Genomic DNA, 19,949 nt, shown 5'->3' with positions numbered 1-19,949 from the left:
CGAGCAGCGAAGGAGCCGATACGACGCGCGCCGCGCAAACCGGCTAGGATTCGGAAACGACGGCACGGCGCCGTCGCAAGGGATGCCGGCGGATCGCGTTGCGGATGAAGGCAAAGGCCACTTCAATCGACATTGCCCACCTGGCCGGGGTATCCCAGGCCACGGTGTCGCGTGCGCTGCGTGGCAGCCCGCTGGTCAATGAGGAAACCCGGCGGCGCATCCAGGCCGCCGCCGACCAGCTCAACTACAAGGTCGACAAGAACGCGTCCAACCTGCGCAAGATGCACACCGGCACGCTGGCGCTGCTGTTCTTCGAGGACCCCACCGCCGACGAGTCGCACATCAACCCGTTCTTCCTGTCGATGCTGGGCTCGATCACCCGCGCCTGTGCCCTGCAGGGTTACGACCTGCTGATCTCGTTCCAGCAGTTCTCGCACGACTGGCATGCCGACTTCGCCGACAGCAAGAAGGCCGACGGGCTGATCCTGCTGGGCTACGGCGATTACCTGGCCTATACCGACAAGCTGGAAAAACTGGTCGGCCAGGGCACCCGCTTCGTGCGCTGGGGCGCGGTGCTGCCCGACCAGCCCGGCGTGTCGATCGGTTGCGACAATTTCGCCGGCGGCCTGGCGGTGGCCGAGCACCTGCTCGAGCGCGGCTGTCGCCGCATCGCGTTCCTGGGCGATGCCTCCAGCCACTACCCGGAATTCTTCGGCCGCTATCGTGGCTACGTGCAGGCGCTTGAACAGGCCGGCATCGCGGTCGATCCGGACCTGCAACAGAACGCCGAAAGCACCGAGCATTCGGGCTACGAGGCGATGCGCGGACTGATCCTCAACGAAACCGGCTTCGATGCCGTGTTCGCTGCCAGCGACCTGATCGCGATCGGTGCGATGCGCGCACTGAGCGACCACGGCCTGCGGGTGCCGCAGGATGTCGCGCTGGCTGGCTTCGACGACATCGCCACCGCCAGCTTCGTCAACCCGCCGCTGACCACCGTGCTGCAGGACACCCGCCAGGCCGGCGAGGTGCTGGTCGACAGCCTGCTCGGCCTGATCCGGGGCGAGCCGGTGGACAGCGAAGTGCTGCCGGTGAAGCTGATGGTGCGCCGCTCCAGCCTGCGCTGATGAAGGCCTGGCCGGCCGCCGTTGCGGCTGGTGCGGGTGATCCCGTAGTCTGCGGAGGTTGTCCGGGTTCCTCCGCATGACAGGATCGAGAGCGCCATGGATCGCACCACGTCCGAGCTGGAATTTCACCAGGTGTTCGAGCGCATCACCGATGCGTACGTGGCGCTGGATCGGGACTGGCGCTACATCTACCTCAATGCGAAGGCCTGCGAGTTTTTCGGTCGCCGGGTGGAAGACCTGATCGGCCGGCACATCTGGACCGAATTCCCCGAAGGCGAGGGCCAGCCGTTCCAGCGCGCCTACGAACAGGCGATGGCCGACCAGCAGCCGCGGCAGATCGAGGCCTGGTATCCGCCGTACCAGCGCTGGTTCGAGAACCGCATCTATCCTTCGGCGGAAGGCCTGACCATCTACTTCCTCGACATCACCGAACGCAAACGGGCCGAACAGGAATTGCTGCAGCACCAGCGCATGTTGTCGCAGGCGCAGCAGGTGGCGCACGTCGGCAGCTGGGAATGGGACATCGCGGAAAACCGGGTGACCTGGTCGGAGGAGCTGTATCGCATCTATGGGGTGACGCCGGCGCGGCACGCCGCCACGTTCGAGTCCTACCTGGCGCTGGTGCATCCGCAGGATCGCGAACGCGTGCAGCAGACGATCGCCCAGGCCGTGACCGGAACGCAGCCATTCGAGTTCGAGGAACGCATCGTGCGTCCGGACGGCGCGGTGCGCACCCTGCTCAGTCGCGGCATGGTCGAGGTCGACGCCGCCGGTCGCGCCGTGCGCCTGATGGGCGCCTGCCAGGACATCAGCGAACGCAAGCGCGCCGAACAGCTGGAGGCCGGCCAGCACGAAATCCTGGCCGGCATCGCGGCGCAGCGTCCGCTGGCGCAAAGCCTGGCGCAGATCGCCCACCTGCACGAGGCGATGAACCCCGGCGCGCTGTGCTCGCTGCTGCTGCTCGACGAAAGCGGGCAGCACGTGCTGCACGGTGCCGCGCCGAGCCTGCCCGAGGCCTACAGCCGCGCCCTGCATGGCCTGGAAATCGGCGAAGCCAGGGGTTCCTGCGGCACCGCTGCGTGGCGGCGCGAGCGCGTGGTGGTGGCCGACATCGCCAGCCATCCGTATTGGGCCAACTACAAGTCGCTGGCGCTGGCGCACGGCCTCAAGGCGTGCTGGTCCACGCCGGTGCTGGGCAGCGGCGGCAAGGTGCTGGGCACCTTCGCGGTGTATTTCCGCGAACTGCGCGAGCCACGTCCGGAAGAGCTGTACAGCATCGACCGCATGTTGCCGCTCACCGGCGTGGCGATCGAAAGCGAGCAGCTCATCCGCCGCCTGCGCGAGCGCGACCGCTTCTTCGAGATGTCGCTGGAAATCTTCTGCATCATCGATCCGGCCACGCAGCGGCTGGTGCAGTTCAACCCCTCGTTGCCGCGCGTGACCGGCTACTCCGCCGACGAATTGAAGTCGCGCAGCTACCGCGAATTCCTGCGCGTGGAAAGCGACGTGTTCGACGTCGATCCGATGCAGCAACTCGATGCGGCCGGCCAGCGCATGCACGATTTCGTCAGCCGCTGCATCTGCCGCGACGGCAGCGAACGACAGCTGGAGTGGGTGTCGTTCGTGGCGCCCGACGGGCTGGTCTATGCCGTGGCGCGCGACATCACCGAGCGGCGGCGGGTCGAGGCCGAACTGGCCTACGCCTCCAGCCACGACCCGGTCACCGGCCTGCAGCACCACCTGCTGCTGGAACACGCACTGGCGGAAATCCTGTGCTATCCGAACGTACCGGCGTCGGTGCTGGTGGTGGGCCTGGACCGCTTCCAGCTGGTCAACGCCTCGGTCGGTCATCCCACCGGCGACGACGTGCTGCTGCGCCTCGCCACCCGGTTGCAGACGGCGCTGGGCGGGCGCGGCCGGATCGCCCGTTTCGCCGGTGACGAATTCATGGTGACGGTCGCCGGGATGCCTCCCGCCGCGGTGCTGGAGCTGGCCGAGGTGCTGCGGGCGGTGGTGGCCGAGCCGATCGAGGGCGAGGATTACCGGCTGCTGCTGACCGCCAGCGTGGGCGTCAGTCATTCGTCCGCGCATGGCACCGATGCGAGGAACCTGCTGCGCCGCGCCGAGGCGGCGATGAGTCAGGCCAAGCAGGAAGGGCGCGACCGCGTCTGCGAATTTTCGCTGGCGCAGATGCAGGAACTGGAAGACCGCCTGCTGCTGGGCAATCACCTGCGCGATGCGATCCGGCTGGGCGAGCTGGAGCTGCACTACCAGCCGCAGCATGCTGCCGCCGACCTGCGGCTGACCGGTTTCGAGGCGCTGCTGCGCTGGAACTGCCGCCAGCTCGGGCAGGTTTCACCGGCCCGCTTCATCCCGATTGCCGAAGCGCTCGGCCTGATGCACGAGATCGGCGGCTGGGTGCTCGACGTGGCCTGCCGGCAGGTGCGCGAATGGCTCGACCTGGGCTATCGCGACTTCACCGTCGCGGTGAATGTGTCGGCCCAGCAACTGCAGCGGCCCGGGCTGCTGGCCCAGGTGGCCGCTTCGCTGCAGCGACATGCCGTGCCGCCGGCGATGCTGGACATCGAGATCACCGAAAGCTCGCTGATGGAAAACGTGGGGCGGGTACAGCGCACCCTGGCCGAGCTGAAGGCGCTGGGCATCAAGCTGTCGCTGGATGATTTCGGCACCGGCTATTCCAGCCTGGCCTACCTCAAGCAATTCCCGATCGACAAGCTGAAGATCGACCAGATCTTCGTGCGCGACCTGCCGCAGGACGCCGCGGATGCAGCGATCGTGCGCACCATCATCGCGGTGGCGCACGAGCTGCACATGGGCGTCGCAGCCGAAGGCGTGGCGACCGCGGAACAGGCGCAGTTCCTCGTCGGCGCCGGCTGCGACGAACTGCAGGGCCACCATCTCGGTCACGCCCTGAGCGCCAGCGACGCAGCCCGGCGCCTCGACGCCGCGCGCGGCTAGCGGTTCTCCGCGGGCACCGGCAGTCCCTGGATCAGCCGCTTCGCCAGCCGTGGCTGGCGCAATTGCTCCAGCCACCAGCTCAGCGCGCGACCTTCCTGGTCGCTGCGCCAGGCGACGTAGACCGTGTTCGGTTCGCGCGGCTCGCTCATGCTCTTCTCGACCAATTGGCCACTCCGCAGCAGGGCGCTGGCACGATGTCGCGGCAGCCAGCCCGCGCCCAGGCCATCGCGCTGGGCAAGGATCTTGGCGCGCATGCTGGGCACCGCCAGCGTCGCCTGCCCAGCGACGATGCCGTAAGCGCGGCCGACGTTGCGCGAGGAGTCGGCCACCACCACCGAACGATGGGCGCCGACCGCATCCTGTGACAGCGGCTCGGTGGCTTTCGCCAGCGGGTGTCGCGGCGATACGGCGAACACCCAGTCCATCGTGCCGAGCTCGAACCAGCGCAGCTTGGGCATCGCCGGCGGCTCGTTGGTGGCGCCGACCACCAGTTCCGCCCGGCCTTCGCGCAAGGCTTCCCAGGTGCCGCCGAGCACCTCGTGGGTGAGGCGCAGGCGCACGCCGGACTGCAACGCATCGAACGCACGGATCACCGGCAGCAACGTCTCGAACTCCAGGATCTCGTCGGTGACGATGTGCAGCCGGTCTTCCCAACCGTTGGCCACCTGCTTCACGCGCTGGTTCAAGCGGGCCACGTCCTGCACCAGCCGCGCGGCCTCGTGGGTGAGCAACTCGCCCGCCGGGGTGAGTTGCAGGCGGTAGCGGCGGCGGTCGAACAGCAGCGCGTCGAAACGTGTTTCCAGCTGGCGGGCCGCATGCGAGACGGTCGAGGGCGCCTTGCCCAGGTGCGCGGCCGCGCGGGACAGGCTGCCGGTGCTGCGGATCGCCTCCAGCAGGGCCAGTTCGTCGTCGGACAACATGTGCAACTCCTTCGAACGAGTTCGTCGAAACGATGGTACGGCAAACCCCGTGCCGGCGATCAGGATGGCTCCACTGAAACACCACCCATCGCTGGAGCACATCATGAATCGTTTCGAAGGCAAGTCCGTACTCGTCACCGGTGGCAGCAGCGGCATCGGCCTGGCCGCCGCCCATGCGTTCGCCGCCGAAGGCGCGCGCGTCATCATCACCGGCCGCGACAGCGCCGCGCTGGCCGAGGCCAGGGCAGCGCTGGGCGGCAACACCATCGCCCTGCGCAACAATGCCGGCGTGGTCGCCGAGGTGAAGGACCTGGCTGCCGCGCTGGCCAGCCAGCAGATCCGCCTCGACGCCGTGTTCATCAACGCGGGCATCGCGAAGTTCGCCTCGCTCGCCGATGTCGACGAGGAGCTGTGGAACCAGGGCTTCGACACCAACGTCAAGGGCGCCTACTTCCAGATCCAGGCCTTGCTGCCGCTGCTCAATGCGGGCGCCTCGATCGTGCTGAACGGTTCGATCAACGCGCACATCGGCATGCCGAATTCGTCGGTCTACGCCGCCAGCAAGGCCGCACTGATCTCGCTGGCCAGGACACTGTCGGCCGAACTGTTGCCACGCGGCGTGCGCGTCAACGTAGTCAGCCCCGGCCCGATCAGCACGCCGCTGTACGGCAAGCTGGGCATGGATGCCGCGACTCTGGAAGCCACCGCCGCCCAGATCCAGGGCCAGGTGCCGCTGGGCCGTTTCGGCACGCCGCAGGAAGTGGCGGCCACCGTGTTGCATCTGTCGGCTGCGGAATCGTCCTTCATCGTCGGCAGCGAAATCATCATCGACGGCGGCATGAGCCAGTTGTAAGGCAAGGCGGGCGCGCCGGAGCGTCGTATTGATCAAGGTCTGGCGTGTTCCGGCAAGACCGGCGGCGATCCGTACGCGATCGTCGCCTTCCGGTGGTACCCGTCACTCACGCAGGAAATCCCATGAACAGCTCATTGCAGGGCAAGATCGTCCTGGTCACCGGCGGCAGCGCCGGCATCGGCCTGGCCACGGCCAGGGCTTTCATCGACGCCGGTGCGTTCGTCTACATCACTGGCCGGCGCCAGCCGGAGCTGGATGCGGCGATCGCCGCGCTGGGCCCGCAAGCCGTGGGCATTCGCGCCGACGCGGTCAGTCTGGATGACATCCGTCGCGTGTTTTCGCGGGTCGCCGAAGATCATCGCCGGCTCGACGTGCTGTACGCGAACGCGGGCTTCTACGAGTTCGGCCGCTTGGGTGACATCACCGAGGAACACGTCGATCGCAGTTTCGACACTAATGTGCGCGGGCTGGTCTTCGCGGTGCAGGGCGCGCTGCCACTGATGCGCGACGGCGGCTCGGTGATCCTCACCGGCTCGATCGTGGCCACCCGGGGCGCCGAGGCCTTCAGCATCTACGCCGCCAGCAAGGCGGCCGTGCGCTCGCTGGCGCGCAGCTGGGCGGTGGAACTGAAGGACCGCGGCGTGCGCGTCAACGTGGTCAGCCCCGGCCCGATCGACACCCCCGGACTGGGCGGCCTTGCCGGCGAGCCGGCCAACCTGGTGCCGCTGAAACAGCACCTGGCCTCGACCGTGCCGATGGCACGCATGGGCCGACCGGAGGAAGTGGCCCATGCCGTGCTGTTCCTGGCCTCGGACGAGGCCAGCTTCATCACCGGTGCCGAGCTGACCGTCGATGGCGGGGCCAGCCAGCTCTGAGGCAAGCCGATCCTTTCGTCCAGGGGGCGGCCCGTTTGTTACATGCGTGAGGGCCGCAGCGGCCGATGACTCGCGCACATCCGTGACGTCATCTGAAATTGTGACTTGACAGAAACAGCCTAGGCAGATAAATTGCGGCCGTCATCGAGGAGACGGGCATGAAAACGCCGGAAGCAGGCATCGTTGCGCAACTGGGTACGGGTGAACTGGGTTTCCTGGTCACCGGCGTGCGCACGGCGATCTGGAACTCGATCGAGAAGGAGTTGCAGCCACTGGACATCACCGCTGCCCAGTTCGTGGTGTTCAACAGCATCGCCAAGGGACGCGGCAGCAGCATCGGCGAATTGTGCCGGGTGCTCGGCTACGACTCCGGCGCGATGACGCGGCTGCTGGACCGGATCGAGAAGAAGGGGCTGGTGCGCCGCGTGGCCAACCCGGAGGACCGGCGCAGCTACCTGATCGAACTGACCGAGGAAAGCGCGGTGCTGGTGCCCAGGGCGCGCCGTCTGGTGCAGAAGGTGTTCGGCCGCCTGCTGCAGGGCTTCAGCGAACGCGAGGCGGCGGCGCTCAAGTCGTCGCTGGAGAAGATCCTGGAAAACGCCGCAAGCACGGACTGACTCGTTTTTTCCGGCATATATCTGCCTAGGCTGTATTTGCACTTGAGGCTTTGAAGATGCTCCAGATTTCGCGCCGCTCCCCATCCGCCATGCCCGCGCGGGCCTGGTTGTCGCCACTGCCTGTCGTGATGCTGGTGCTTTCGCTGGCCGGCTGCGCCAGCATGGGCGGACTGCACACTCATGCCATGCCGATCGATCCGGCCGGGGTAGCGGCCAGGAACAGCCTGGCGGACACCGCGTTCTCTCCCGCCGCGTGGCCGCGCGAGCACTGGTGGAAGGGCTACGGCGATCCCCAGCTCGATCGCCTGATGGACGGCGCGCTCGGCGGCCAGCCCGGCCTGCGCATCGCCGAGGCACGGGTGCGCCAGGCGCAGGCGCTCGCCGAGGTGGCCGGTGCGTCGCTGTATCCGCAGGCGAATGCCAGCCTGCGCAGTACGCGTCAGCGCTTCAGCGAGAACGGCACGGTGCCGCCGCCGATCGCCGGCAGCTGGCAGACCATCAACGACCTGTCGCTGGGTGTCGGTTACGAGCTGGATTTCTGGGGCAGGAACCGGGCCGCGGTGGACGCGTCGCTGGGTCGCGCGAAAGCCGCCGAGGTGGATCTGCAGGCCGCGCGGCTGATGCTCACCACGGCGCTGGCGCGCACCTATCTGCGGCTCGACCTGGCCTGGGCGCAGCGCGATCTGGCGCAGGCCACGCTGAAGCAGCGCGAGCAGACCCTGGAACTGACCCGCCGGCGCGTCGCCGCCCAGATCGACTCGCAGCTGGAACTCACCCGGGCCGAAGCGGCGTTGCCGGCAGTGCGCGAACGCATCGCGGCGATCGACGAATCGATCGCCCTGATCGACAACCAGCTGGCAGCCTTGCAGGGCAAGGGGCCGGATGCCGGCCTGGGTATCGTCCGGCCGCGGCTGGCCAAGGTGGGCGAAGTCAGCCTGCCCAGCCAGCTGCCGGCCGAGCTGATCGGCCGCCGCCCCGACGTGGTCGCCGATCGCTGGCGGGTCGAAGCGGCCAGCCAGGACGTCAAGGTCGCGAAAGCGCGCTTCTATCCGAACATCAGCCTCAACGGCCTGGTCGGTCTGCAGAGCCTGGGCTTTGGCAACTTCCTCGACGCGGGCAGCCGCGTGCTTGGCGTGGGTCCGGCGATCTCGCTGCCGATCTTCGACGGCGGTCGCCTGCGCGGCAATCTCGGGGCGCAGCAAGCCGGCTACGACGTCGCGGTCGAGCACTACAACGCAACCGTGATCGCGGCGGTGCACGACGTGGTCGACCAGTTGGTATCGCTGCACTGGCTGCAACAGCGCGTGCACGAACAGGACCAGGCGCTGGCATTGAGCCAGCACGCCTGGGAGCTGGCCCGGGCGCGCTATCGCAGCGGATTGGCGAACTACCTGCAGGTGCTTGCGGCGGAAGGGCAGGTGCTGGCGCAGAAGCAGCAACTGCTCCAGTCGCAGTCGCGCCAGCGCGAACTGCGCCTGAACCTGATCCGCGCACTGGGCGGCGGCTACCAGCCCGCGGCCGCACCCGATCCCGTTTCCGTTGCCCAAGGGAGCCAACCATGAACACCGAAGCCAATACCACGCCGACACCGCCGCGCTCACGCGCCGGCCAGCTTCTCGGCATCGCCGTGGTGGTCCTTGCGCTGATCGCCGCCGCGCTGTGGTGGCTGCTGGCCGGCCAGTACCGCGAGACCACCGAAGACGCCTACGTCGACGGCAACGTGGTGGCGGTCACGGCCCAGGTCAGCGGCGTGGTCACCGCGATCGCCGCGGACAACACCGATCACGTCGATGCCGGCAGCAACCTGATCAAGCTCGACGACACCGATGCCCGGCTGGCGTTGGCTCGCGCCGAGGCGCAGCTGGCGCGGACGGTGCGCCAGGTGCATGCGCAATACGCCAACGTCGGCCAGACCCGCGCCAACCTGCGGTTGCGCCAGGTCGAGCTGACCCGCGCGAAGGCCGATCTGGCGCACCGCCGCGAGCTGCTCGCCAGTGGCGCGATCTCGGGCGAGGAGGTCAGGCACGCCGAGGACGCCGTGCGCGCCGCCACCGCCGGACTCGACGTCGCCACCCAGCAACTGGCCGGCAGCAGCGCGCTGGTCGGGCGCACCTCGATCGCCAGCAACCCGGACGTGCTGGCTGCGTCCTCGCAGGTGCGCGATGCCTGGATCGCCGTCCATCGCACCGAGGTGCCCGCGCCGGTCACCGGCATGGTGACCAGGCGCAACGTGCAACTGGGGCAGAAGATCAACCCGGGTGTGTCGTTGATGTCGGTGGTGCCGCTGGATCACCTGTGGGTCAACGCGAACTTCAAGGAGTCACAATTGCGGCATATCCGCATCGGCCAGAAAGTGGAACTGGTCGCCGACGTATACGGCAATGACGTGGTCTATCACGGCAGCGTGATCGGCCAGGAGCCGGGCACCGGCAGCGCGTTCTCGCTGCTGCCGGCGCAGAACGCCACCGGCAACTGGATCAAGGTGGTGCAGCGCGTGCCGATCCGCATCGCGCTGGACCCGCAACAGGTGGCGACACACCCGTTGCAGCTGGGCCTGTCGATGAAGGTCAGCGTGGCCACCCGCGATCGCGGCGGCAGCCGGCTGGTGATGCGCGATTCGGGCGACCACGGCTATCGCACCGACGTCTTCGCGCACGAGCTGGCCAGCGCCGATGCGGTCGTCGACCAGATCGTCGCCGCCAACCAGTAGATGCGCAGGAGAGCCTGGCCATGAATGCACGCGCGCCCGGATTCACGCTGTACGCCACGATCTTCGTGCTGACCGCGATCGAGTTCCTGCAGCTGAGCATGGTCGCCTTCGGCGCCGGCCCGATCATGGGCGAGGTGAGCATCACGCCGGAGGACTTCAGCCTGATCGCGGCGATCTATGCCAGCGTGGCGATCCTGGTGATCTCGATGCAGCGCTGGTTCGTCACCCGCCTGGGCGGTCGCCTGCTGATCCAGTGCGCCACGGCGATCTCCCTGCTCGGCGCGGTGTTGTGCGCGACTAGCCACGACTTCGCCTCGTTCCTGCTCGGCCGTTTCGTGATGGCGCTGGGCGGCGGCGCGCTGTTCACCTCGGCGCGCATGATCATCCACAACCGCCTGGCCGGGCCGAAGCGTTTCGTCGGCATCAAAAGCCTGGCCTACGGCGTCGCCTCGTGCATCGCCGCCGGCCCCTGGCTGGCCGCGCAGGCGGTATCGGCCGATACCTGGTCGGCGATCTTCTGGTTGCTGGCGCTGCTCGACGTGGCGGCCTTCCTGCTTGCCAGCCGCAGCCTGGACAACAGCCTGCGCGGCTACGAGCCCGGTCGCAGCGACTGGAACCCGTGGTTGCAGCTGTTGCTGGCCGGCGGCAGTTTCGGACTGCTGTATGCCCTGCAGCGTCTCTACTACGACTACTACGGCGATGCCGCGTTCGTGGCTGGCGTGCTGGTGCTGGCCGTCATCGCGCTGATTTTCTACGCGCATCACCAGCGGGTGCATGGTCGGCCGCTGCTGCATCTCGGCGGCATGCTGCACACCCGTTTCGTCGCCGGGGTCAGCCTGTTCCTGTTCGGCTACCTGATGCTGGGCGCGAACAACTACGTCATCCCGTCCATGCTGCTGCGCAGCCTGGGCTACTCATGGGAAACCGTGGGCCACTTCGAGGCGATCGGCGCGCTGGCGGCGGTGGTGACCTTCACGGTGGTGTCGAAGCTGCTGCCGAAGCACCCCTCGCCACGCAAGTTCTGGATCACCGGCTTCGTGGCGCTGGCCGCGTTCGGCCTCATGCTGGGCCGGATCGTTCCGTCGGCCAATCCCTGGCTGCACATTCTTCCCGCGCTGGCCTGTTACAACGTGTTCCTGCTGACCGTGCTGCCGATCACCGCGATGCAGGCGTTCCGCCAGATGGAGGGCGACGAGACACTGTTCTCCAATGCCCAGCAGGTGAAGAACATGCTGGCCCAGGGCGGCATCGCGCTGGGCATCACGCTCGCCACGCTGGGCCAGCAGTGGCGCACCACCGTGCACTACAACGTGCTCAACGCCCAGGTGGCGCCGGACAACCCCGCCTACCTCGACACCCTCCACCATCTGCAGGCTGCGCTGGCCGGCAGCGTCGGTCCTGCCCAGGCCGCGCAGATCGCGGTGGCCCGCGTGGCGCAGGCACTGGCGCAACAGTCGGCGCTGCTGGCGAACATCGACCACTTCATGCTGATCGCCGCGCTCGGCCTGTTGGGCATCGTGGTCACGCTGGTGCAGCGGGTGTTCCGCTGACGGTCGGCGGTCATCGGTACCCGCCTGGTCCGCGCGTTCGGGCAGCAGCGCAGGAAAGCAAGAAAAGGACAATGCGGCGCAAGAACGCGCAAGCCCCGCCGCCACGGCATGCCTAATCTCACCAGGTAACGACGAGGAGGAGCATCGCGATGAAGGCAGGCCACGTATCGCGCCCCGCCACGGGCGCCGCCCTGAGCGCCTTGCTGAGCGCGGCCTACCGCGCTGATCCGCGTGATCGGCTGATCTCGCCGATCGGCGACTGCGAATACAGCACGCTGTTCGGCCGCATTCCCGCGGCGCAGGCGGTCCTGCGCGTGGCTGCGCAGATCGAGCCGGAGCCGACGGCGGTGATGGACTGGTATCGCCAGGAACGCATTGCCGAGTTCGGCCACCTCACTGCCGAGCAACTGGTGTCGCTGGGCCGCGCCGAGGCGGTGGTCGTCTTCCTGTGCTCGATCCGCGATGGCCAACGTGACTGAACTCCCCGGCGCGCCGCGCCAGACCCTTGTCGACAAGGCGTGAGTTCATCTCCGGGCGCCAGGCTTGTCCGGATCGCGCGACGCCCGCACGGGCCGGCGGACGGCTGAAGAAGTTTTGCCAGGTTGCGTTGCGTTTGAGCCAGGTTGCGCAGCGATGGAGAAACATCGCAAGAAGCATTGACCGGGCGTCGGGCGAGGCGTTTCCTCGCCTTGTGACGATTCGTCGCGCTCTCCAGAAAGGCACTACCCCATGACCAGTCAGGATCAGGCACTCCACATTGACGTACCGGTCAAGCTGGACGAAGTCAGGAACGTATTCAGCATCGCCTCGCTTTCGTTCGAAGGCGACCTGCCCGCGGCACTGTTCCATGCAGGCCTGATTGTGAACGACATCGCGGCATGGCAGGCGAGGTCCCGCATCGTCGTGATCTTCCATACCAACGCAGGACACGCGACGCTGCACGACGAGGCGTACGACAGGGAGCGGCACATCTCGACCGGCAACCCGTACCGTGAGCTCATCGAGGACCTCATGGCCCGCGGCGTCGAATTCGAACTGTGCGGGGCCACGGCGCAGGCGCATGGCTGGGTCAACGCGGACACGTTGCCCGGCGTCAGGGTCAACACCGACGCCATGGCAAGGACGACACAACTCGTGCAGGAAGGCTTCGTGAAGATATCCGAGTCCTGAACGGCCGCGAGATCCCCGCAGGAGCCGCACATGCCATTGATCCAGACACCCTTCGACTTCCATTCCACCGCTGACCAGGTGCTGTCCGGCGTGAACCTCGCGGGGAAACGCGCGATCGTCACCGGCGCGTCTTCCGGCATCGGGGTGGAAACAGCACGCGCACTGGCGCGTGCCGGCGCACACGTCACGCTGGCCGTGCGGAATGTCGAGGCTGGCGAGCGCGTCGCGGCAGAAATCGCGGCGGCGGTCGAAGGGGCGAATGTCGCCACCCATCGACTTGACCTCGCCGAGATGACGAGCGTGCAGGCGTTCTGCGATGGCTGGTCGAAGCCGCTCCATATCCTGGTCAACAATGCAGGAATCATGGCCAATCCGGGACTGGAGCGGACCGGGCGCGGCTGGGAAGGACAATTTGCGACCAACTACCTCGGCCATTTCGCGCTGACGCTCGGTCTGAAGGACGCGATGGCCGAGGCCGCCGGTGCGCGCGTGGTCTGCGTCAGCTCAAGCGGGCATCTGCTGTCGCCCGTGATATTCGACGACCCGCATTTCAGGTTCCTGCGCTACGACCCGTTGACCGCTTACGGCCAGTCCAAGACGGCTTGCGTGCTGATGGCGGTGGAGATCGCGCGGCGCTGGGGCAACACCTGTGGCATCCAGGCCAACGCCCTGAACCCCGGGGCCATCCCGACCGGGTTGCAACGGCATGTCGGTGGATTGAGAACGCCTGAGGAGCGGCGCAAGACGATTGCACAAGGCGCGTCCACCTCCGTCCTGCTGGCGGCCTCGCCGTTGCTTGCGGACGTGGGCGGACGCTACTTCGAGGACTGCAACGAGGCCGCCGTGGTCAGCGAGCGTCCGGACGATTACACGGGTGTCGCGGCCTATGCCCTCGATGCGGAAAACGCCCTGCGCCTGTGGGAGATGTCGTTGTCGCTGCTGAGCCGATAGCCGCCGGCGACTACGCGACGACGATTCAATGCGCCGCGTCGAATGCCGCCGCCGGGCAGGCCGGTGCGCCCGATGCCGTGGCGGCGTGATTCGCGCCCATGTTGCGCCGTACCGATTGCTCCGGGGTCATCCACGCCAGCCCCTGCGCGGCGCAACCAGCGGCGAAGTCGAACAGCGCCAGCATCTGCGTCTGGTCGAAGTCGATGAAGCTGGTCTGCGGATAGTCCACCGGAATTTCGGTCAGCAGGAATTGCATGCCCAGCCGGTGCGAGGCCGCGATGTTGTCCACGATCGCCTCGCGTGTCTTGTAGGTGAGTTCGGCGGCCAGCGCGCTGGAGACGATGTCGATGGTGTTGTAGCGGGTGGTCTGCGGCGCCCGCGCCAGCTGGCCGTTGACCAGCATGTACAGGTGCGCGCCGCGCAGCAGCGGCAGCTCGGTGGACTGGATGCCGGCGATCAGCGGCGTGCTGAACACCGAGGTGGTGACGCCGCCGTCCACGTGCATTTCGTCGTAGACGTGTTCACCGTCGCGCACGCGGATCAGCACCGGCGGGAACACGCCCGGCACGCTGGCCGAGGCGATCAGCACGTCGCGAAACAGCGTGCGCGCCGCGTCGCCGCCATGCCGGGCGATCTTGCCCAGGTCCCACAGCACGGTCTCGTGCTTGTCCAGGTCGGTGGTGGCCACCACCAGCCGGCGGCCAGTTGTCGCTTCGCGCGCCACCGCTTCGATCATCTGCGGCGTGACGAAATGATCGACCAGCTGGAACAGCGCGTTGTGGTGCGGCAGGCCGCGCGGCGACAGCAGCCGGGACAGCACGGTGCGGGTGGGCGAATGCAGCAGCCGCGCGCTGCGCTCGCCGGTGAACGCCTCCTGCATGCGGGCATCCCAGTCCGGCCCGAGGAACGCGAATGGGGCCAGCAACGCGCCGGCGCTCACGCCGGTGACCATCTCGAATTGCGGTCGCGCGTGCGCGCGCGTCATGCCGGCCAGCACGCCGCCACCGTAGGCGCCGCCCGAGCCGCCGCCGGACAGCGCCAGGATGTCGACCGTGCCGTCGTGTGCCGCGCTGCGCATGCCGCCGAAGAAGTCGGGGGCCAGCGCGGTGAAGTTTTTCAGGTCGGTGGTGACCAGTCGCACGTCAGGCGAAAAGCCCTCCGGTGCCGCCGCGCCGATCAGTTCCGGTGGAGCGGGCAGCCGCGGGACGGTCCCGCAACCGGCCAGCAGCACCAGCGCAAACATCAGCAACCCCGGCTTGCATCGCATCGCGTGGTCCCCGGCGATGAACAGTGTTCGCTCAGTATGCGGTCTGGCGCCATGGCGCATCAATGCGCCACCGCCGGCGTCTCAGTCCGGGAATCCCGCCATGCGTGGAATCGTCTCCAGGCCCTCGTCCCAGTCGGCCCTGCTGGCCACGAAGAGGTGCGCGTCGGGTTGGAGGGTGACAGCGGTATCAAGGCTGCCGGCCGGAACGACCAGCACCTGGCCGTCCATCGGGGTCACCGGCAGGGCCGAGCCGCAGATCGAGCAGAAGCACCGAACGTGCCGGGTTTGCGGCAGCTCGAAGCGAGTCACCTTGTCTTCGCCGCTGAGCCATCGCAAGCGGGCCTGCGCGGAAAACAGGTTCGCGCCGTGGGCCGAACCGGAATCCTTGCGGCAATACTTGCAGTGGCAAAGGTAGAAATGCTCGAACTCGCCTTCCACCTCGAAGCGCGCCGCGCCGCAAAGGCAGGAGCCGGCGTGGACACTCATGTGCCGACGTCCTCGCCGCGTCGCGGTAGGCGAGGGGAGTTCGCCACGTCGCCGCCGCTCACCATGTGCCCGGGTCGCGCCATGATCAGCCAGCGCCTGGCACAAGGAGGCGGTCGACGATCGCCGGCAGCATCGGATCGACGGCGAGTGTGTAGTGGGTGGTGTTCGGCAGAATGGCGAGCTGGTTCGCGGGTCGCAGGGAGCCGTCGACCCCGGCATCGCGCTGGCCGCCCCCCAGGGCTTTCCAGAAGTCGACCATGTGCCCGGGCCGGATGGCGTCAGCGTCGGCAAAGACCAGCAGTGTGCGTGCCTTGATCCGGGCGACGTCGGCGCTCCAGTCGAAGGGGCGTTTGGTCAGGTCGCCGACCTTGCGGAACAGATTTGTCCAGTCGACGTCGGGATAGGTCTGTCCCAACGGCGATGCCTTGACGCCGGGACCGTACGTGGCGGCGTTGGCTTCGAGCTGCCTGAAGGCTTCCACCCCCTCCGGGTAGAAGCCGTCCTGCTTCATCGCCGCGGACACGAGCACGAGCCGGTCGACCACATCCGGATGGCGGATCGCGGTCTGCAGGGCGACGCTGGCGCCCAGCGAATAACCCATGATGTCAGCCTTGCCGAGCTTCAGATGGCCGATCAGGGCAGCGATGTCGTCGCCCAGCGTTTCGCTGCGCAGTGACCGGTCGGTGTCCGGCGTACGCCCGTGCGCCTGAAGATGGGGCGCGATCACCCGCCGGCCTTTGGCCAGCGCGGCCAGATTGCTGCCGAAGCTGTCGGGGTCGATGCCGCCGTGGAGAAGAACGAGTGGCTTGCCGGCGCCATGCACGCTGTAAAAGATGTGCTGGCCATCGACGTCGGCAAAATTGCCTTTCGACATGGCGGGAGTCTCGCTGGCTTGAATGCGGAGCGCCGCCGCCAGCGCTGCGGAAGCCACGGCCGTCTTCAGGAAATCGCGTCTGAGCATATCGTCCTCACATCGCGTTGGAATGGCGGGTGAAAAACGCTCGGTCCAAGGTTCCGGATCGCATCATGCATCATCCCTGCTCCCGGGCGCTCCCTTGGAAGCATGGTTTCCGGATGGCGGAGTCGGCAGGCAAGCCGGTTTCCCCGTCCGCTGGAGCCGCGCACCGAGCAGGGGAAAACAAGCTCGACTCAAACGATGCCGAGAAGACTGACGACAAGGCGGCGGCAGCCGAAGCGGCATCCGAGATGCAAGGAATATGGGCAACCACTGTGGCGATCTCGGCATCGAACTCGTCAGGCGGTGCGCCTGAGCCGATGAGCGAACATGGGTCCCACGACCGCACAACCGATGCGACTACAAGAAGGGCTGAATCATAGTTTTGGCGGGTTCGCCTGTAGGCCTTGGACCGCTCACCGGTCGCCATCTGCATGCTCTCCATGATCTGCAAACAAAGCAACAAGGAGGGCTGCAATTGAAAGCATGAAAACTATCTTTGCGCCCGACTGCCACCACAAATCAAACATTTTCGTTGTGCCGAACAGCGAGAGCGAAAACGCGAATGCAGCTTGGGCTGTGACTCCGCCACGTGAAGCAGTGACGCCACCGCGCCACCAAGGCCTCAGTAAGCGGTAGCGGCGCAGCGATGGGCGCAGCCAGGCTGCGTAGAGGCAAAGAAGGTAGTACGCCGTGATAATGGCGTATGCCGACAGGATGGCGATTCTTTGCGTTTCTGTGAGTCCCATGATGGCTCTCGAGCGGTCTAACGCAGGAGTTGAGCGGCGGCGAAGCCGTCCACCTTGAACCAGTGATTAGGTCCCAACGAAGTGCTCGATGGCGGCCAAAGCAATGTCCCATTCGCTGACACGATCTCCTTCAGGGCTGATCGTTTCACGAGGTAATGCATCAGAGAACGTGCCATCCAAGGACAGCTTCTGTTGAACGTAACATTCTCTGCCTTCACGGTAAACGATCCATGCGAAGCGTGGATCATGCTGTAACACTGCTACCGGGGAGCCTGCGACCAGAGCACGAAGTGCATTGCGCCACCGTGGCTCCATGTGTATGAGCGAATCATTGCCTGACGAACACACGAAACTCTCGCGAAATGTGCCTATCGTAATTTCGCCGAGCCTCTCACCAGAAGGGCTGCGTTCTGTCTTTGGTAGTAATCGAATTGCGAACATGGGCCTAAGGCTGGAATTGAGCGGCGGCGGAGCCGTCCGCCTCGAACGAGATGTTAGGCGCCGCTACGCGAAGTGGATGCGTCGGGTTGTCTTGAATGAAGGACGCGACCTCGGAAAGCTTAGCCGGTAGCGGAGGACCCGATGTGCTGCGATAGGTAAAAAAGCGACAGCCAGCGTTGTACAACGCCTGCACTTTTGCCCATTGCTCGGCATCCTTGGCTGGCGGAGCCCTGAACGATCGGCCCATCTGGTGCAGCTGGCCGCCACAGTTTGGACAGATGGGAGTGCCGTCTTGGCGCGGGGCCACCTTGAAGCTCTTGTGGCAACCAAAGCAGGCGTGAGCTATCAGGTACTGAGGGCTTGGCATGCGATTAGTTTGCATAGTCGCCTAACGCTGGAGTTAAGCGGCGGCGCAGCCGTCCGCCTTGAACGAGTTGTTAGCGCTCAACATAGTCAAGAATCGTCTCGTAGTTCTCGAAGACCTTGGCTACGGCTTCTTCCGGATCATAACCTTGCGGATCGACCGAGTCATGGTAGATGCGGTAAAGCGGTCCGTTGGCACCGTCGCTGCTGTTGATGTAGTAGTAGTCGCCACTACCCTCAGAACACCACGCAACGGGCATGTAACCGTCAGCAGCCACGCCGATACCAGGCCAACAAAGAGTGAGTTCTTCGTGTGCTTGCAGCTCCGTTAGGAAAGTGAGCTCTACACCCATACCCGAGAGGTCGTGCTCCTCGTCGACGCAAGCCGACGCCCCAACAAGCTCGTGGGCACTAACGAAGGCCTGCCAATATTCGGGAAAGTTCATCTTGAGCGCTAACGCTGGAGTTAAGCGGCGGCGAAGCCGGAGTGTTCCTACGCTAGGCCTCAAGCGTTGGGTGCGGGCACTCGAGCGGGAAACTCATATATGAACTTGAGTAACATCTCAGAAAACAAAATTAGCTCTTCTGCATCACCTTGGGACATGAGCAGGATTTCGTGATTTGCTTCATTTCCCTTGTTGCGGATGTGATCAACCCAGCCACGTCCGTTTGGCGGAACGAACCCTTTCTCGGCTAAGTAGTTAACGTATGAGATGAAAGATGTGCCGGCATCGGCACCTTGCGCAACAGCGATGCTCATAAGCAGTTTACGGCAAGCTAGGACAGCAGCAGTACTAGCCCCAACCGAAACACATTTTCGAGCCTCACGATACAGGGCGTTGACGTCATCCGGCACTGAACGGACTTCATTGCCGGGCGTGACGCCGGGAACCTGTATCTTTCCTTGATCGAAAAAATAAGATGGACACTTGCAGTTTGGGCAGATGTAAATAAAAGCTTGGGGCATTTGACCAGTAAAATAGCCTCTGTCCGAGGCCACTGCTCGCCCGCAGAATCCACAGGTGAATTCTTTAGCATGCATAGATTGAACGTTCTGCCACGTATGCATTGATGCTCCCCGAGAGGCTAACGCTGGAGTTAAGTGGCGGCGAAGTCGTCCGCCTTGAACGAGTTGTTAGCCGCTACGAAACATTGTAAACAAAGCTGTGGCCAAAACGCCCCATTTGAGTGCCGCCAAAATGAGCGTCACCCACATTGAACAGGCGAGGTAGAGATAGAAGCTCGCCGTGCGCAGCTTCTTCGGCGTAGAGATGAATCACGCTTACGAAGAGGGCAGCCACCGAATTGAGGCAATTTTTGACCGTAGCTCTATCGAAGTGGTTGTGCCGGTGATGCTTAACTTTGTTGTGATCTTGCCACCAGATTGGTGGCGTGTTTGCTGTCCAATTGATCCAAGGATTGAGCGTTAGCCCAAAACGCGGAACGAGAACGGTGAACCCGACAAAATTTGGACAATGCTGGGTAATTTCCGAGAAATACGCGTTGATACTCGCGGCGGTAGACGCAGCGTTGTGCTTAACAGCGAGCTGCTTGAGAACAACATCAACCTCGGCGCTGGCGCTTAAGAATAAGCGAGCAATCTCGATGGAGAAGGTCTCGTCATTCTGGCCAGAAAGGTCAACATAGCGAGCAAGCCGATCCAAGTCTTCCTCCAGTGCGATGAAGAAGTTCCAGTGGATGAGAGTGCTTGCCCTGTTGATTGCCATGAAGTCCCTTGCTGGCTAACGCTAAGTAGACCCCAAAAGTGGGGTCTTGCATCGAGTATGCAGTTCGGTGACTGGTCGTTCAAGCGATGAATTCCTGCACCGGATCATGGGTTTGGATAGCGGTGGCTTCGCTGGTGCGGCTGCGTCCTGCCGTTGTTATCAGCGACTTTTGAGGGTGTATGAGTTACCGGGCGGAAGTGAGGGTGTAA

At 65.4% G+C, this 19,949-nt stretch carries 20 protein-coding genes; 11 read left to right on the top strand and 9 right to left on the bottom strand.

All coding sequences use genetic code 11. The features are described 5' to 3' along the window. Positions 1-98: 98 nt before the first annotated feature. Positions 99-1,127: a LacI family DNA-binding transcriptional regulator gene (locus I6J77_RS12940; RefSeq protein WP_239308975.1), complete on the top strand. Its 1,029-nt coding sequence runs from the start codon at positions 99-101 to the stop codon at positions 1,125-1,127. Positions 1,128-1,223: 96 nt separating this feature from the next. Further along, positions 1,224-4,106: an EAL domain-containing protein gene (locus I6J77_RS12935; RefSeq protein WP_204109301.1), complete on the top strand. Its 2,883-nt coding sequence runs from the start codon at positions 1,224-1,226 to the stop codon at positions 4,104-4,106. Here I6J77_RS12935 and I6J77_RS12930 read toward each other — a convergent pair. Further along, positions 4,103-5,026, bottom strand: a complete 924-nt coding sequence (locus I6J77_RS12930; protein WP_204109300.1) for a LysR family transcriptional regulator — start codon at positions 5,024-5,026, stop codon at positions 4,103-4,105. The genes I6J77_RS12935 and I6J77_RS12930 overlap by 4 nt on opposite strands. Before the next feature lie 103 nt (positions 5,027-5,129). On the opposite strand from I6J77_RS12930, the gene I6J77_RS12925 reads away from it, so the two are divergent. The 9 genes from I6J77_RS12925 (at position 5,130) to I6J77_RS12885 (ending at position 13,752) form a co-directional block, all read left to right on the top strand. Then, positions 5,130-5,879 carry an SDR family oxidoreductase gene (locus I6J77_RS12925; protein WP_204109299.1) on the top strand — a complete coding sequence of 250 codons (750 nt, stop codon included), beginning with the start codon at positions 5,130-5,132 and terminating at the stop codon, positions 5,877-5,879. Positions 5,880-6,001: 122 nt separating this feature from the next. Continuing rightward, positions 6,002-6,754: an SDR family oxidoreductase gene (locus tag I6J77_RS12920; protein WP_204109298.1), complete on the top strand. Its 753-nt coding sequence runs from the start codon at positions 6,002-6,004 to the stop codon at positions 6,752-6,754. Between the two features lie 158 nt (positions 6,755-6,912). Next, positions 6,913-7,371 (top strand): MarR family winged helix-turn-helix transcriptional regulator, encoded by a 459-nt coding sequence (locus I6J77_RS12915; RefSeq protein WP_204109297.1) that lies wholly within the window; start codon positions 6,913-6,915, stop codon positions 7,369-7,371. A 56-nt stretch (positions 7,372-7,427) separates the two neighbouring features. Continuing rightward, positions 7,428-8,933, top strand: coding sequence for an efflux transporter outer membrane subunit (locus I6J77_RS12910; protein WP_239308973.1), 1,506 nt, complete (start codon positions 7,428-7,430; stop codon positions 8,931-8,933). After that, the gene (locus I6J77_RS12905) at positions 8,930-10,081 is read left to right on the top strand and encodes an efflux RND transporter periplasmic adaptor subunit (RefSeq protein WP_204109296.1); all 1,152 of its coding nucleotides are present in this window, start codon (positions 8,930-8,932) and stop codon (positions 10,079-10,081) included. Before I6J77_RS12910 ends, I6J77_RS12905 begins: the two co-directional genes overlap by 4 nt. 20 nt (positions 10,082-10,101) lie before the next feature. Beyond that, positions 10,102-11,631: an MFS transporter gene (locus I6J77_RS12900; RefSeq protein WP_204109295.1), complete on the top strand. Its 1,530-nt coding sequence runs from the start codon at positions 10,102-10,104 to the stop codon at positions 11,629-11,631. A 149-nt stretch (positions 11,632-11,780) separates the two neighbouring features. Next, on the top strand, positions 11,781-12,110 hold the full coding sequence (locus I6J77_RS12895; RefSeq protein ID WP_204109294.1) for a hypothetical protein: 330 nt from the start codon (positions 11,781-11,783) through the stop codon (positions 12,108-12,110). A gap of 250 nt (positions 12,111-12,360) precedes the next feature. After that, positions 12,361-12,801 (top strand): DsrE family protein, encoded by a 441-nt coding sequence (locus tag I6J77_RS12890; RefSeq protein WP_204109293.1) that lies wholly within the window; start codon positions 12,361-12,363, stop codon positions 12,799-12,801. Positions 12,802-12,831: 30 nt separating this feature from the next. Beyond that, positions 12,832-13,752 carry an SDR family NAD(P)-dependent oxidoreductase gene (locus I6J77_RS12885; RefSeq protein ID WP_204109292.1) on the top strand — a complete coding sequence of 307 codons (921 nt, stop codon included), beginning with the start codon at positions 12,832-12,834 and terminating at the stop codon, positions 13,750-13,752. 25 nt (positions 13,753-13,777) lie between these two features. Here I6J77_RS12885 and I6J77_RS12880 read toward each other — a convergent pair whose 3' ends face one another. The 8 genes from I6J77_RS12880 to I6J77_RS12845 form a co-directional block, all read right to left on the bottom strand. After that, the gene (locus tag I6J77_RS12880) at positions 13,778-15,019 is read right to left on the bottom strand and encodes a patatin-like phospholipase family protein (RefSeq protein ID WP_204109291.1); all 1,242 of its coding nucleotides are present in this window, start codon (positions 15,017-15,019) and stop codon (positions 13,778-13,780) included. Between the two features lie 81 nt (positions 15,020-15,100). Then, entirely contained in the window at positions 15,101-15,505 is a 405-nt protein-coding gene (locus I6J77_RS12875; RefSeq protein WP_204109290.1) for a GFA family protein, read from the bottom strand. 85 nt (positions 15,506-15,590) lie between these two features. After that, on the bottom strand, positions 15,591-16,466 hold the full coding sequence (locus I6J77_RS12870) for an alpha/beta fold hydrolase (RefSeq protein ID WP_239308971.1): 876 nt from the start codon (positions 16,464-16,466) through the stop codon (positions 15,591-15,593). A 70-nt stretch (positions 16,467-16,536) separates the two neighbouring features. Beyond that, positions 16,537-16,890 (bottom strand): DUF1871 family protein, encoded by a 354-nt coding sequence (locus I6J77_RS17940; RefSeq protein WP_369334538.1) that lies wholly within the window; start codon positions 16,888-16,890, stop codon positions 16,537-16,539. Further along, positions 16,877-17,209 (bottom strand): hypothetical protein, encoded by a 333-nt coding sequence (locus I6J77_RS12860; RefSeq protein WP_204109288.1) that lies wholly within the window; start codon positions 17,207-17,209, stop codon positions 16,877-16,879. Before I6J77_RS12860 ends, I6J77_RS17940 begins: the two co-directional genes overlap by 14 nt. 878 nt (positions 17,210-18,087) lie before the next feature. Next, a complete protein-coding gene (locus I6J77_RS12855; protein WP_204109287.1) occupies positions 18,088-18,459 on the bottom strand; it encodes a hypothetical protein in 372 nt (123 codons plus the stop codon). 59 nt (positions 18,460-18,518) lie between these two features. Further along, positions 18,519-19,082 carry a DUF4145 domain-containing protein gene (locus I6J77_RS12850; RefSeq protein WP_204109286.1) on the bottom strand — a complete coding sequence of 188 codons (564 nt, stop codon included), beginning with the start codon at positions 19,080-19,082 and terminating at the stop codon, positions 18,519-18,521. Between the two features lie 73 nt (positions 19,083-19,155). Next, positions 19,156-19,740: a hypothetical protein gene (locus I6J77_RS12845; RefSeq protein WP_204109285.1), complete on the bottom strand. Its 585-nt coding sequence runs from the start codon at positions 19,738-19,740 to the stop codon at positions 19,156-19,158. Positions 19,741-19,949 lie beyond the last annotated feature (209 nt).

Source organism: Rhodanobacter sp. FDAARGOS 1247 (genome assembly GCF_016889805.1).
GTDB lineage: Bacteria > Pseudomonadota > Gammaproteobacteria > Xanthomonadales > Rhodanobacteraceae > Rhodanobacter.
This window is presented reverse-complemented; position numbering and strand designations above follow the sequence as displayed.

What these genes read in the sequence shown, in the direction of transcription:
- I6J77_RS12920 (WP_204109298.1), top strand. Translation starts at nt 6,002, where the DNA reads ATGAACAGCTCATTGCAGGGCAAGATCGTCCTGGTCACCGGCGGCAGC.
- I6J77_RS12845 (WP_204109285.1), bottom strand. Translation starts at nt 19,740, where the DNA reads ATGGCAATCAACAGGGCAAGCACTCTCATCCACTGGAACTTCTTCATC.
- I6J77_RS17940 (WP_369334538.1), bottom strand. Translation starts at nt 16,890, where the DNA reads ATGGCGACCGGTGAGCGGTCCAAGGCCTACAGGCGAACCCGCCAAAAC.
- I6J77_RS12905 (WP_204109296.1), top strand. Translation starts at nt 8,930, where the DNA reads ATGAACACCGAAGCCAATACCACGCCGACACCGCCGCGCTCACGCGCC.
- I6J77_RS12870 (WP_239308971.1), bottom strand. Translation starts at nt 16,466, where the DNA reads ATGCTCAGACGCGATTTCCTGAAGACGGCCGTGGCTTCCGCAGCGCTG.
- I6J77_RS12890 (WP_204109293.1), top strand. Translation starts at nt 12,361, where the DNA reads ATGACCAGTCAGGATCAGGCACTCCACATTGACGTACCGGTCAAGCTG.
- I6J77_RS12900 (WP_204109295.1), top strand. Translation starts at nt 10,102, where the DNA reads ATGAATGCACGCGCGCCCGGATTCACGCTGTACGCCACGATCTTCGTG.
- I6J77_RS12930 (WP_204109300.1), bottom strand. Translation starts at nt 5,026, where the DNA reads ATGTTGTCCGACGACGAACTGGCCCTGCTGGAGGCGATCCGCAGCACC.
- I6J77_RS12855 (WP_204109287.1), bottom strand. Translation starts at nt 18,459, where the DNA reads ATGAACTTTCCCGAATATTGGCAGGCCTTCGTTAGTGCCCACGAGCTT.
- I6J77_RS12895 (WP_204109294.1), top strand. Translation starts at nt 11,781, where the DNA reads ATGAAGGCAGGCCACGTATCGCGCCCCGCCACGGGCGCCGCCCTGAGC.
- I6J77_RS12860 (WP_204109288.1), bottom strand. Translation starts at nt 17,209, where the DNA reads ATGGGACTCACAGAAACGCAAAGAATCGCCATCCTGTCGGCATACGCC.
- I6J77_RS12875 (WP_204109290.1), bottom strand. Translation starts at nt 15,505, where the DNA reads ATGAGTGTCCACGCCGGCTCCTGCCTTTGCGGCGCGGCGCGCTTCGAG.
- I6J77_RS12850 (WP_204109286.1), bottom strand. Translation starts at nt 19,082, where the DNA reads ATGCATACGTGGCAGAACGTTCAATCTATGCATGCTAAAGAATTCACC.
- I6J77_RS12915 (WP_204109297.1), top strand. Translation starts at nt 6,913, where the DNA reads ATGAAAACGCCGGAAGCAGGCATCGTTGCGCAACTGGGTACGGGTGAA.
- I6J77_RS12935 (WP_204109301.1), top strand. Translation starts at nt 1,224, where the DNA reads ATGGATCGCACCACGTCCGAGCTGGAATTTCACCAGGTGTTCGAGCGC.
- I6J77_RS12880 (WP_204109291.1), bottom strand. Translation starts at nt 15,019, where the DNA reads ATGCGATGCAAGCCGGGGTTGCTGATGTTTGCGCTGGTGCTGCTGGCC.
- I6J77_RS12885 (WP_204109292.1), top strand. Translation starts at nt 12,832, where the DNA reads ATGCCATTGATCCAGACACCCTTCGACTTCCATTCCACCGCTGACCAG.
- I6J77_RS12910 (WP_239308973.1), top strand. Translation starts at nt 7,428, where the DNA reads ATGCTCCAGATTTCGCGCCGCTCCCCATCCGCCATGCCCGCGCGGGCC.
- I6J77_RS12925 (WP_204109299.1), top strand. Translation starts at nt 5,130, where the DNA reads ATGAATCGTTTCGAAGGCAAGTCCGTACTCGTCACCGGTGGCAGCAGC.